The sequence below is a fragment of the Ehrlichia canis str. Jake genome, from assembly GCF_000012565.1.
Lineage (GTDB): Bacteria > Pseudomonadota > Alphaproteobacteria > Rickettsiales > Anaplasmataceae > Ehrlichia > Ehrlichia canis.
Genome location: NC_007354.1, coordinates 991,485 through 1,005,114, shown reverse-complemented (window position 1 = coordinate 1,005,114; position 13,630 = coordinate 991,485). Strand labels below are relative to the sequence as shown.

Below are 13,630 nucleotides of genomic sequence, written 5' to 3'. Positions count from 1 at the left end.
AATGTTATATATGGATAAAGAAATTAATCTTAGTAAATCAAGTCCTAATTTATTTAAAAGTATTTCAGTTGTTGAGTATCAGTTAATGAGGCCACAATATCTCAAGGAAATAGTGGATTCATTAAAGTTGGAGAAAGAGGAACTAGGGAAAGTTAGAACATTATTGATAATGTATGAATATAATGTGCAATTCTATAGGTTGCTAGTACTGTTTTTTAGAGTATTGATACGTAGAGATAAATCACTGCAAGTATTACAAAAATATACTGAAATTATGGCAGTTTTTACTTTGATAAAAAATAAAGAAGTACTGCTGAATGACAGTTTTGTGAGGAAGTGCATTAATAGTACAATAAATAAGTTTATTAGATTCTTTATAAAAAGAAAAAATGCTCCAAGATTAGCAGCTAAAATAGAAAGAAAGGCAATAGAAGATTATTATGAAGTCATTAATGAGTTAAATAAGAAAGAAAGGAAAAACGTTGAGCAGAACATTATAGAGGATAGTATAGAGCAGCGTAATGGTGAATTACTAGAGAAGTATGAAGAGCTTGTGAGTGTGGTTTCTAGAGCTAGAGATCAAGATTTTGATGTGTTGGAATGTATTCCTTCTATGTCGGAAATATTATCTGCAAGTGATGTTATTGATAATGATAAAATTTGTAATGTTGTAGTATCTACTTTTGCAATATCGCGGGTTGATATGTTAATGATTAAGTATATTGTTTTTGGAAATAATGGTAACTTATTAAAATCAAGTTTTTTATTTAATCAAATAAAACATAGTTTTAAAACTATTTGTTCTGAGATTGCTTATCATGTTTTTGGTACAGAAGCATGTCAAGATGCAAAGACTGATACACGTAAAGTCCAATTATATCAGGAAATTAGTGTAACATTTAAGAATGTTATAAAGATTATTATGTCATCTGAAAATATATGTAGTGCATATACAAAAATTTATCAAATATTATCGTTACGGTTTCTTACTGTAGGTAAAGAAATAGAATTTTTTCTAATCAAAATACTTATGTCTTATAAGAAACAAGACATTGAAGTATATGAGAAAAGAGTTGTTAAATTTCTTTACGATGATCAATTTAAAGCAATGTATGCAATTATAAAAAAAGAATATAATTTTAATGATATTGTGTATGCCAATAAAGGAATAAAAGCTATCATAAAAAACCTTTGTGATCAAAGAAGTAACATTATAGAGCAGATGTGTAATATGAAAAAATTACTTTTTACTGCTGAAAATTATAATGATATTCTAGTTGATTTTTTATTGAGTGATTCTGTTAAATGTGATGAAGAAATTGTATCGAGTGTTACTTGGTTAAAACATATGAAAAAAAATATAAAGTCACCAAGTAAATTAAATAGCAGTGAATTGCTAATTTTAAGGCAAGATGTGCAGTATGTAGACAGTGAGATACAAATGCTAAATGAGAACTTAGAAGTGTTGGTGTCAAGAATATGTAACAATTCTATTTCACGTATAAGGTGTAATAGTGTGAGTAGTTATTCTGATATACTATCAAAGATTGTGTTATAATAAATGTATGTATTATAATATTTTGTTGATTAAGAAAAACTTGTAATATATTTGTTTTTTTAGTATTTTGAAATGTCATTATTTTAGATTAATGTATTGTGTTATATAGTGAGTAAAATTTAAAAGCTTCTTATAATAAAGTAAATTGTTATAAAATTCTGTATAAAGTAAAATTTCTTGCTTGCTATAAAGTAATGGATGTATATAACGTTAGCCTTTTCTAATTATTGTTATCAATTATATGTTTTGTGGTAATGACATTTAATTTTTGAGCGACTTCTTTATATGCTTCTATCACATTTCCTAAATTCATGCGGTAAAGATCTTTATCTAACTTTCTATTATCTGAGATATTCCAAAGCCTGCATGTATCAGGGCTTATTTCATCAGCTAATAATAAATCTGATGCTTTGTTATTATATAATTTTCCAAATTCTAATTTAAAATCTACTAACTTAATGCCGACATTTAAGAAAATCTCACTAAGGATTTCATTAATCTTAAGAGATAGCATTTTTATTTTTTCTAATTCTTGATTTGTAAGCCATTGAAAACTTAAAATATGTCCATCACTTACCATAGGGTCGGATAACTTATCACTTTTATAGTAAAACTCAATAATAGGTGATTTAAAAGATGTACCATCTGCTATTTGAAATCTTTTACTAAAATTGCCAGCTGATAAATTTCTTACTACAATTTCGAGTGGTATTATTGATACTTTTTTTACTAACTGTTCTCTTTGATTTAACAATGATATAAAATGTGTTTTGATACCTTTGTTTGTAAGCTCTTTCATTAAGAAGCTGCTTATGTAATTGTTGACAATTCCTTTTTCATTAATAACATCTGCTTTTTTGTTGTTAAAAGCAGTAACTTCATCTTTGAAATGTTGTATTACTTCTAAAGGATTAGATGTTGCAAATATTATCTTTGCTTTCCCTTCGTAAATTTTTTCTCTATTTTTCATTATGTACTTGTGAGATCCATTTACCATTTTATTGTATACTCATGTAACCGGTTTAGCAATTAACTTTTTAAATTTAAAATTAATGTACAGTACTTTATTTATTATTTAAAAGATATTTAATGTATAAGTTGGTAGAAATAATATGATATAGTTCAGTGTGGTATAGTTTTGAGGTTTTATGCAGCGTAGTAAATTGAAAGAAGTTAGAGGTACTAAAGATCTATTAGGTGCTGAATTTTATAAATTTCAGTATATACAACATCTATCTCAAGCGATAGCAAATAGATACGGGTTTATAGCTGTTGACACGCCGATTATTGAGTTTACTGAGGTATTTACTAAAACTCTAGGAGATGATTCAGATATTGTAACAAAAGAAATGTATAATTTTCAGGATAAAAGTGGTGAGAATATTACACTAAGACCGGAATTTACATCTGCTATTGTTAGGTTATTAATTAATAAGAATTTAGTTACTCCTGTAAAGTTGTTTTCTAGTGGTCCAGTATTTCGTTACGAACGGCCTCAAAAATGTCGTCAAAGACAGTTTCATCAAGTTAATTTTGAATTTTTTGGTAGTGATAGTCCTCTTGCAGATGTTGAAATGATAGCATTGGGGTATAATATTTTAAGTGAATTAAAGTTGTTGAATAATATTACATTAGAAATTAATTTTTTAGGTGATAAAGAGACTATGAACTCATATAGGCTTAGTCTTGTTGAATATTTAAATAAATATAAAAAAGATTTGTCAGGGGATAGCCAACGTAGGCTCATTACAAACCCTCTGAGGGTATTAGATTCTAAATCTCCAGAAGATTGTGAAATTTTGTTGAATGCTCCTAATATTGGAGATTTTTACACCAAATACTCTAGTGATTTTTTTACAGAGGTTTTAGATGGTTTAAATGATCTTTGTATTCCTTATCAATTGAACAATCGTATAGTCAGGGGGTTAGATTATTATTGTAATACGGTGTTTGAATTTACAACGTCTGAATTGGGATCACAAAATGCAGTTATTGCTGGTGGTAGATATGATGGGTTGGTAAGGTCTATGGGAGGAAATGATACACCTGCTGTTGGTTTTGCTATGGGAATTGAAAGAGTAAGTGCATTAATAGATTATGAACACAAAGAATCTAGAAATGTGGTATTGGTTCCTATAGGTAAGGATGCAATGTCTTATGCTTTAAAACTTGCTTATGAGTTACGTTGTAAAGGTATTTCTGTAGGTTGGAACTATAAGAATACTGGTTTAAAAAATATGTTGAGAAAAATAAATGATAATAGCATAGTTTTGATTTTTGGTGATGAGGAATTGAAAAGTAATACTGTACAGGTAAAAGATATGAAAACTGGTGAGCAACAAGAAGTGGAAAAAGGTAATTTATTGGATGCATTATACAATAAAATCTAACAATTTATTAAAATCGTGTTTGATTTTGTAAAATACTTTCTTATGATATTGTAAATATGTTACCATATAGTAATAATTGTTTAAAATTTAACATGTTCAATTTAAATACTAAGGTAAATGTATATGTGTTGTTGTAGAGTGATAAATATAGCTTGTATTAAAAGAAGGTTTAATAATTAGTCTTTAAAATAGGTGGGAAATAGTATAAACATTTTGCTACTTGTAAGTACCACATTTTATTTATTAATAATAGTGAGTATAAAATGTTAACTGGTAAGTTTAAACGAAATGCTTTTATTAGGCATGAAGTGAGTTGTCTGGCACTTTTTTTAAAGAGTCGTGGGTTCACTAGTAAAGAAATATTAGGATTCTTATCTGTTGTACAGTCTTTTCATCAAAGTACTCCTTCTTTCATTATATATACTGGATACGAGTTTAACATTGTAAGCGAAAAACAAATAAATTTTGTAGTTAAATCATTTGATCATAGAAATTATTCGAATTATCAATATATCTTAAGCAGATTAGATGAATCTGGTGAACTTGATTTAGTATGTCAAGCATACTTGTGGACTATTCAGATGTATGCACTACTGCGTTTTTATTGTTATGCTTGTCAACTTCAATTTGGTTCAGAATGTTATAGTAAGGATGAAATGGTGGATGCATTACTTGAGGATCTGTATGATCTTTGTGCAGGTATCATGACACGTGGTGAAGGAGGTAGAGATCAAATTCCTCCTGATGTATTACTGCCATATGTTGAAAGATTTGTAAGTTTAGTTTTTAAAGTAGATTATCAATCATTACGTTTAAAACTGTGTTGTATAGTTGAAAACGCTTATCGTGGTTATTCTGAAGCTAGAGCAGGGGTAGCACTAGAGGCACAAGATAAAGAAAAAAGAATGCTTGTCCTTGTTATGTATAAAACTGCTATGAGTGAATTTGTATCTATTAATTCTGATGAGTTTAGCAGTTTATTTAAAAAACAAATTTTTCCTATGACATGCCGGTTTATTTGTAATGGTATAAATGTACTACCTGAGTTGTTCATAAGTCGTCTTGGTATAGAGTGTTACATAGATGTTATTAATTTTTATAAGGATTTATTTTTTGTTTTTGATTCAAGAGATTTGTATGATGTTTATCAAAATGAAGATGAATTTTGTTCAGCTATATTTAATGATATATGTCTATCAGCAAGAGGTTCACTAGCTGCTGTTGGTGGTAATACGAAGTCATATAATCCATATTCGTATCAGATGAGTGTTTTTGCTTTTTATGACATTTCCTTGGCTATTCATGAAATATTTGGGACTAAAAGACTTAAGAAGCTTTTGCAATTAGAATATATGTTACAGTTGTATAAAACTCTATTAGCAGAAGATCTAAACGAGATGCATGTTACATTAGTAACATTATTAGGTAGGTTTAGTTTTTACTATACTGATGAAAACGGAGAAAACAAATGTGCTCTTGAATTGTTACTTGAATTAATGTCTTTGTGTTATTATGCTGCTTTTATTAACAGAGTACCAATGGAACAAGTTAGTCTATGTTATAGTGTATGTTATAATATGATGTCTGAAATTGCTGATAGTGGTAATTTTGAAATATCACTTCAGGAGTATAGGAAGGTTTTTGATGATGTGGTAGCTGAATTGCATTGTCGGAGTATTGATTTATCAGAAGTTGTATTTGAAAAGAATTTATTTTTTATTCTAGTGCAACATTTGTTGTGTGGTGAAGTTTTAGGGAAGAAACTAACAGTATCAGGTTTAACATATGATGTCTTGCTGGAATGTAAGAAAACACAAGAGTTAAAAGCTCAACAAGCATCAATAATGTTATGTAGAATATTTAAAAAATCTAATGGTATTATTGGTAGTTGTTCTAGTAATAATATCGGTGGTTTATTAGGTAAGCTCCTTTTTGGTAATTTTTTGGAAAGGAACTTAATATTAAAAATGTTAAATATTTTTCATATTGCTTATAAACGTTCTAAAAATAGTCATAACTCACGTGATATACAAAAAAACTTGAGTCAAGAATTAGCATCTTATTTTTCTGTTGTCTTAAATTTATTAAAATATGTTGAAGCAAGTCTGCCTTATGACTTTTCTCTAGATAGTATAGATGGGTTATCTCCTGATCATTGTGAAATATATAGTAATATAAACAATATGCTTAATATTTGTGCAGAAAGTTTAGGTATATCTTTATGTGATCTTGAGATGGAACATGATGTAAAATTTGAAAAGGATTTTGCTGACATATTAGGTGCTATTCCAATATCATTGTTAAATAATGAATCTGATGTAGTAAATCAAGTAAGTTTTTGTAAGGATTTTGATAAAGAAACATGCATGCTTATAATGCAACTAGTTGTATCTTACGTATGTTTGTATGATTCAAGTAAAGTTAAAGAAGATTTGTGCTCTGCAAATTTAAGTTCACCTGCGTTTTTATTATTTAATATTCTAACCTATCCTGGGTTATCTAGTGCTTTTGTAAATTTATGTTATAAAACTTCATTAGAGAAAAGCATTGTAGTAAAGAGAACGTTTATTGAAATGCTTCAATCTTTTAGTAGTGAAGGAATGTTAAATGATTTACCTACTACTGAAGTTGAAAATAAAATAATTGCTAAAGGTAAGGAGATTATAACAGAGCGCTTAGTTAAACTGTTGATAAGAGAAGATATGAGTTTCAACATTAATGAGGAAGTTCTTAAATGTGCTTGTTTAAGTATTATCAAGTTAAGAGAATTGAGTCATGCTGATGTTGAATTAGATATGAGAAACGCTCGTAATATTGCAAGAACTTCAGGTGTATTTATAATAGATGATAGTTTGTTAAGTAATGCGTTATCGTATGAGGATAAAAGTTTAGGTATTGATCAGGCTATTAAGCAAAATCCTTTATTTAGTCAGTTTTTTTCAAGCAGTGCTGCAGATGAAATTTCTACTGTGGATAAAATATTGAGCGAGCTTGGTGACCTTGCTGAAAGTAAAAAACTTGATACCACAAGTATGGGTATTATTGAGTTGAGTGATGTTAAAGATGAAAGCACAAGTACAAGCAGTTTAATTATAACAGATGATAAAGTTGCTCATAAATATGAAAAGTTGTCATCTGATTTTTATGATATTGATTTTGAATCAGAAATTGATAAGGTTGAAATATCTAAAATGAAAGATGGTTTGAAATCATACTTTGATTCTGATTTCTATCGTAAAGCATACTTAGAGAAGAAGAAAGAAAGTACATCATTATTTAAGATGGATGTTTGTGTTTATAGTGCTCCTGTAATAGCTTTAACTATGGGATGTATGTCTGTTTTATTGTTATCTATTGCTTTTGCAAGTCAAGAGAATACAATGTTGTTTGTTTCATGTGTAGTAATAGCTGTTATTTGTTTAGTCATATCAATACTATGCTGTTGTATTACAGCCATGCAAATTTATAACCAGAAGGATGATGTTGCTGAGGAAGAAACATGCTTACTTGAGCGTGAAAACATCTTTACTAAAACTCAGAACCCTGATATTTTTCGTGTAAAACCTGACCATAATAAGATGCATTAAAACCCAAAAATTTTAATAGTAATTATTTTCAGAAGTGACTTATTTCTGCATATCTATTTTACTTCTTAAAGTTGATATATCAGCTGCACCACCGATAAATGTATCCCCTACTATGATAGCAGGAGTGCCCCTTATATTAATGTTCTGTGCTAGTTCTCTGGTAGATTGTATCATTTTGTCTATAGCATCAGCATTTTTTGCTAATGATACTTTGAAGTCTTCTTCAGTTATACCTATTGATTTTATGATACTTAATATTGACTCATCATTAAACTGTTGCTTGTAATGTAGTGCTGCATAATAGAAGTCTATGTACTTATTTGGATTAATCATATGTACAGCTAGTGCTGCTTGGGCAACTTTGAGTGAAGACTCACCAAGTATTGGAAAATCTCTGAATATAACATGCACTTTACCGTCTTGTACTATTTGTTTCATATCTTCAGACATCATTTTGCAATAGCCGCATGAGTAATCAAAGAACTCTACAAATACTATTTTACTATCTTTATTTCCAGCTGAAGGATATGAAGTATTTTCCAATTCAGATTTGTATTTTTTTATGTTTTGACTCATTTCTTCATTCTCTGCCCGCACTTGCCCTTTGGTGAGCAGATCTATCACTTTTTGAGGGTAATTTGATATATATTCTTCAATAATTGCAATAATTGTATCTTTATCTACTATAGGCTTACCAGATTTATTAGATAACCAGTTATTTATTAGTGGAAAACTTGCCACTAGTATTACTAAGCTTAATAAAAATAGAATCCTTAGCATTATTACTGCCTTAAAAAATGTAGAATGTTAAAACTACTATAGATTTTTGATGAAGTCAATAGTAGAAATCTCTGAAAAGTATATATGTAACGTTGTAGTATTTGTGAATTTTTTAGTGTTTATATTATTAAGAATTGTTTACATCTACAACATGTGATTAACTATATTGATTGAAGCAAAAAGTGTTATGTATGTTGTAGGATTCATTTTATATTCTAACATGAATTGCACTACATAAATGTTTTACGCATTTGCATAATTCATTAAGTATGAGTTCTTATTTTTGTAAAATGTTAGAGATAAATATAATGTTTATAGTAAAAGAATGTTTATTGTATTTGTTTTGTAGTGTAAATTAAATTGCAATGTATAAATATTTTTAGAATTTGTATCGTTCTATAAAATATAAGTTCTTGCTTATAATATCAAGGATTATTGTAAGGGTTATAATGAAGATTGCTGATAATACTGAACATGTATGTGTTAGTGTGAAAGTTTGGTTATGTATATGTTCTATTGGGATATTGCTGATGGTATTGGTTGGAGGGATAACACGTCTTACTCATTCTGGGTTATCCATTACTGAGTGGAATCCTGTGATTGGAATATTCCCACCGGTTAGTGAAAAAGAATGGATAGCGGAAAAGATGAAATATATGTCTACTCCAGAATTTAAATGTCTGAATTTTAATATTACATTTCAAGAATTTAAAAAATTATATTTAATAGAATACTTTCATCGATTGCTTGGAAGAATTGTTGGATTAATATTTTTATTACCGTTTCTGTATTTTACATATAAGAAAAAACTTAATAAAAATTTAATAGTCAATTTTATAATCATTTGTGTGCTAATACTGTTTCAGGGTGTTATGGGATGGCTTATGGTCAAGAGTGGGTTAATTGACCGTCCTCATGTAAGCCACTATAGATTAACAGCACATTTGTTATTAGCGTTATTGATTTTCTATCTTTTATGGCGGCAATTTTTGTCTGCTGTTATTTTAAATGTAACTTGTAATTTGAAAATAAATAACACATTAATTTTTTATGTAATTAGCATATTGATTGTTATTCAGATAACATTTGGGTCATTAGTTGCTGGATTAAATGCTGGTTTATTGCATAAAACTGTTCCTTTTTTAGAAGGAAGGTTCATGTTAGAAGATTTGTTATTCATGAAGCCATTATGGTCTAATATTTTTGATAATCCTATTACAGTACAGTTTATACATGAAGTAATTGCAGTACTCATTTTGGTTATTGTTTCTGCAACTTTGTTAATATTAAGATTAAATTTTTTCCCATCTTATTTATTACTGGTATGTTTACTTATACAGTTAACTTTTGGTATTTTGACATTTATATATAATGTACCTATAGCTCTCGCATCTTTGCATCAAGTTACAGCTTTTATTTTGTTTGCTATTAACACATACTTATTACATTGTGTGAAATTGCTGAAATTACAACATGTTAAATTTGTATCTTAAATTGTACAATGGTTTTTTTATATCTGATGAGTAAGTTATTTTTGTATAGTGTAAATTTTTGTAATTTTTAATTTTTCTATATGAATGTCTGTTTTGAATTTTTTTAAAGTTTAGTTATTTATTAAATTACTTGCTGTTTCAATATAATAGGTATCAATTAGTTAAGATATTGATATTATAAATCAAGTTATACAAGGTGTTAGGCTATCTATATTATATGCTGTTAAAATTGTTTTATCATAGATCTATGTTGTGTTGTAAGTAATTACCTACTTAATTTTTAAAATTTTTGAAGCTATAGTTTAGGATTCAGAATATATATTCTATGTCGTTTGATTATATATTATTGCTTTTGTTTAGTAATATGAAAATGTGTTTTGATAAAATGTAATATTAAAAAATAATGTTACATTAGTCAGATAGGAATTAAGTGATAAGATCTTTAACTTTTAGAATGCTGCAATCTATGGACCTGCATATATTTCTGTAATATTTAGAAAGAATATTAAATTATTATAGATGTCATTGTATTATAAGTAGTTAGATTGCTGGCTTTTTGAGATGTTGAGGTCTATAACTTGGCATTCACCATATATTGCTGCTTTACTATGATCAGATATTATGACGATGCTGTTCTTCTGTTTTAATCTTGTGGAAATGAGCTCTAATATTAATTCTTTTATATGAATGTCAAGGTGAACAAATGGTTCATCTATAATCCATATATTAGTGTTGTATATTAGTAGTCTTGATAATGCAACTCTCCTTTTCCAGCCAGATGATAAGTCCTTATATTTTATATCTAATACTAATTGCAATTCGAAAAAACATATTGTGGCTGCTATTAACTCATTAGTATTTTTTAAATTTGCCCATAATTGAATATTTTCTAAAACAGTGAGATTATCATTGCAAAAATTTTTGTGCCCTATATATGTGAGAGATGCAAAGTATGTATCAGAATTGTGAATGTTTTTTCCATTATATTTTACACTACCATGTGTTATAGGAATTAATCCTGCGAGTAACCTTAGTAGACTTGTTTTACCACTACCGTTGTTTCCTATAACTAATGTTAATAGATTTTGTTGTGTAGTGAAATTAAGATTAGAAAATAAGCATTTGTTATTCCTAATGCATGCAAGATCTTTACATTCTAGCATATTTTTTATAGATTCAAATTTACGCTTATACTGCTAATGGTGGCTTTTTGCAAGTAGTAGCAATAAATGTTGTGATTTTAATATTATTTACAAGTGTATATAAAAATACTAATTGTGCTATAGTGAGGTGTTTATATAGTTCTACAAGAATCTTTATACAGAGTTTACTAATGTATATATCTAAGGTCTGATAGTGCTATAAATTCTTATCTTTAATGTTAAGTGTAGTGTTTAACTATTATTTACTATTGGTAAAGTGACATCTAACTGCTTCATATATTTACCCTTCATTTCATTGTAAGATAAACTACACTGACTATCTCCTTTTAAGAAAATGAATTGACATGCACCTTCAAATGCGTAAATCTTTGCTGGTAGAGGTGTAGTATTTGAAAACTCTAGCGTTACATACCCTTCCCAACCAGGTTCTAATGGTGTGACATTAACGACAATCCCGCACCTTGCATAAGTTGATTTCCCAACACACATTACAAGTATATCTTTTGGTATTTTGAAGTACTCAACAGTTTTTGCAAGAACAAAACTATTTGGTGGGATAATACATATATCTTCTTCTTTATCTATAAAACTTCCTAATGGAAAATTTTTAGGATCAACTGTTACTGGATTAATATTTGTAAATATCTTAAACTTATTATCTATTCTTGCGTCATATCCATATGATGATAATCCATATGACAAAATCCCGCTGCTCTCTTTGTAATCAATAAATGGGTCAATCATTTTCTCTTGAATAGCCTTATCTTTTATCCAATGATCTGGCATGACTGACATATTTAGCCTCTCAAATAGCATCTTTTAGATAGTGAATAAAACATTTACAATTAATCACTGATTAATGCAAGTTTAAAATTGTATATACAAATTATAACATTTTATGTAATGGCAACAAATATTTTTAATAATTACTACCGGATAATATGTTTTTAATTGGATATTGTGTTGAACCCTGATGTTGTATAAATAATACGTATAATAATAAGTAATGTGTGAAAATTTTATAATGCTTATAATGCATAATACTTTTGTTGAAGTTATGTAAAATGATTAAGTTTTTTATAAATATTGTCAATCTTTATTGCTGACTCAATGGTTTTTCAATTTTTATCAGGTTTTGTAGTCCTTGTATATAACTAGGATATAGCAATGATATGTTTAATGCATTTTTTATCTTGAAATTGCTTACCAGCTTTCTTTCAGAGTAAAATTTTTTCATATTATCTGATAAATCTTCTAACAGCACTGGTTCTGGTGTTTTAATATTTAATAGTTGAGATCCATATTTAATTATGTTTGAATATGATGTAGGTAAATCATCTGCACAGTTATATATACTTCCAGGATTTGGATTATTTATTGATGTAAATAAAATATTTGCTATATCTTCTACATGTATACGAGAAAATATAGTGTCACTGATAATATACTTAACATTGTTTTGAATAAGATTGCATAATACGTTTCTGTTTGGACCATATATACCTGAAAGTCTGAAAATATGTGATGGAAGATTAGAGTTGTACCATATTTTTTCTTGTTTTAAGCGATTAATACCACTAACAGTTGATGGATTTGTTGCAGATGTTTCGTCTACCCAATTGCCATTGTGATCACCATATACATTTGTTGCTGATAGATATCCTAGCCATTTGATTTCTTTTAAATATTTATAATACTTTTGTAGTACATTGTCTCCCTCTGGTGGAATTGATATTAGTACATGTGTAACATCAGAGAATATAGATTCTGGTAATGGGAAATTGTAGTTTAACAAATTTACATTTTTGTCTTGTGATATTTTATTAAATGATGTTCCACTGATTTTCCATTTTAAAGGTAGTAGTTTTTGTGCAAGGAACTTGGCTGTGTATCCATATCCAAAACAAAATAAGTGCATAGTTTAAAGTGAGTATGAAATATTTACTATTATAATAAATTTTGGTGAAAATCAATTCAATTGTACGTTGCTTGGTTTGTAATGTAATTGACTAAATGTAGTACTTCACTAAAATTAAGACATTACCGTACTATAGTAAAATGTCAGTCTATTGTTAATTAGTTTGTATAGTGAAAGAATTGACATTTTCTATACCATTTAGTCATGATATTGTACATTATGTGAGTTTTATTAATATTACTACTAATAAAAGTTATGAATGTGTGAATAACATAGTATAGAAATTAATATTTTACTTGCAAAAAATATATTAACCTTTACCCTTAACCTAACATGGTATTGTATGTTTAGTACATGTTATTATCTTAGTATGTTCTTAGCAGTATAGTCTATGCGTTTATTTTATTTTTTAAGGATTTTTAATGTCTCAACGGTTAGTGGATGATTCAACTTACACTGGATATGTAAAGTGGTTTAGTTCAGAAAAGGGTTATGGTTTTATTTGTAAAGATCAAGGTGATAAGGTAAAAAATATTGGTCAAGATATTAAGGATATTTTTGTTCATATTACTGCATTGCAGAGAAGCAAAATTGATGGTTTAAGAGAAGGCCAGAAAGTTAAGTATCAACTTGATAAAAATAATGGAAAGTTTTCAGCTGTTAACCTTGAGGTGTTAGAAAACTAAATCATGTAATACGCTATAAATGTTTTTTTATGTATTTATTATGTTGAAAGGGTTT

Annotated in this window: 10 protein-coding genes; 5 read left to right on the top strand and 5 right to left on the bottom strand. The window is 28.0% G+C overall.

Translation table 11 applies throughout. From position 1 onward, the window contains the following. Positions 1-10: 10 nt before the first annotated feature. Positions 11-1,558, top strand: a complete 1,548-nt coding sequence (locus ECAJ_RS03660; RefSeq protein WP_044262019.1) for a hypothetical protein — start codon at positions 11-13, stop codon at positions 1,556-1,558. A gap of 220 nt (positions 1,559-1,778) precedes the next feature. On the opposite strand, the gene purC is transcribed toward ECAJ_RS03660, so the two are convergent. Further along, entirely contained in the window at positions 1,779-2,528 is a 750-nt protein-coding gene (gene purC / locus ECAJ_RS03655) for a phosphoribosylaminoimidazolesuccinocarboxamide synthase (protein ID WP_044262197.1), read from the bottom strand. Between the two features lie 178 nt (positions 2,529-2,706). On the opposite strand from purC, the gene hisS reads away from it, so the two are divergent. Then, positions 2,707-3,948, top strand: a complete 1,242-nt coding sequence (hisS, locus tag ECAJ_RS03650) for a histidine--tRNA ligase (protein WP_011304821.1) — start codon at positions 2,707-2,709, stop codon at positions 3,946-3,948. Between the two features lie 263 nt (positions 3,949-4,211). After that, positions 4,212-7,535, top strand: coding sequence for a hypothetical protein (locus ECAJ_RS03645; RefSeq protein ID WP_011304820.1), 3,324 nt, complete (start codon positions 4,212-4,214; stop codon positions 7,533-7,535). Positions 7,536-7,574: 39 nt separating this feature from the next. Here ECAJ_RS03645 and ECAJ_RS03640 read toward each other — a convergent pair whose 3' ends face one another. Further along, complete coding sequence (locus ECAJ_RS03640) at positions 7,575-8,315, bottom strand: DsbA family protein (protein WP_011304819.1); 741 nt, start codon at positions 8,313-8,315, stop codon at positions 7,575-7,577. 449 nt (positions 8,316-8,764) lie between these two features. On the opposite strand from ECAJ_RS03640, the gene ECAJ_RS03635 reads away from it, so the two are divergent. Next, positions 8,765-9,808, top strand: coding sequence for a COX15/CtaA family protein (locus tag ECAJ_RS03635; RefSeq protein WP_011304818.1), 1,044 nt, complete (start codon positions 8,765-8,767; stop codon positions 9,806-9,808). A gap of 530 nt (positions 9,809-10,338) precedes the next feature. On the opposite strand, the gene ccmA is transcribed toward ECAJ_RS03635, so the two are convergent. The 3 genes from ccmA to ECAJ_RS03620 form a co-directional block, all read right to left on the bottom strand. Then, positions 10,339-10,971 carry a heme ABC exporter ATP-binding protein CcmA gene (gene ccmA, locus ECAJ_RS03630; protein WP_011304817.1) on the bottom strand — a complete coding sequence of 211 codons (633 nt, stop codon included), beginning with the start codon at positions 10,969-10,971 and terminating at the stop codon, positions 10,339-10,341. 231 nt (positions 10,972-11,202) lie between these two features. Further along, the gene (gene dcd / locus ECAJ_RS03625) at positions 11,203-11,766 is read right to left on the bottom strand and encodes a dCTP deaminase (RefSeq protein ID WP_011304816.1); all 564 of its coding nucleotides are present in this window, start codon (positions 11,764-11,766) and stop codon (positions 11,203-11,205) included. A 301-nt stretch (positions 11,767-12,067) separates the two neighbouring features. Then, complete coding sequence (locus tag ECAJ_RS03620) at positions 12,068-12,889, bottom strand: SDR family oxidoreductase (RefSeq protein WP_011304815.1); 822 nt, start codon at positions 12,887-12,889, stop codon at positions 12,068-12,070. A 422-nt stretch (positions 12,890-13,311) separates the two neighbouring features. Here ECAJ_RS03620 and ECAJ_RS03615 point away from each other — a divergent pair, with 422 nt between their 5' ends. Further along, entirely contained in the window at positions 13,312-13,575 is a 264-nt protein-coding gene (locus ECAJ_RS03615; RefSeq protein ID WP_011304814.1) for a cold-shock protein, read from the top strand. The last annotated feature ends 55 nt before the right edge of the window (positions 13,576-13,630 follow it).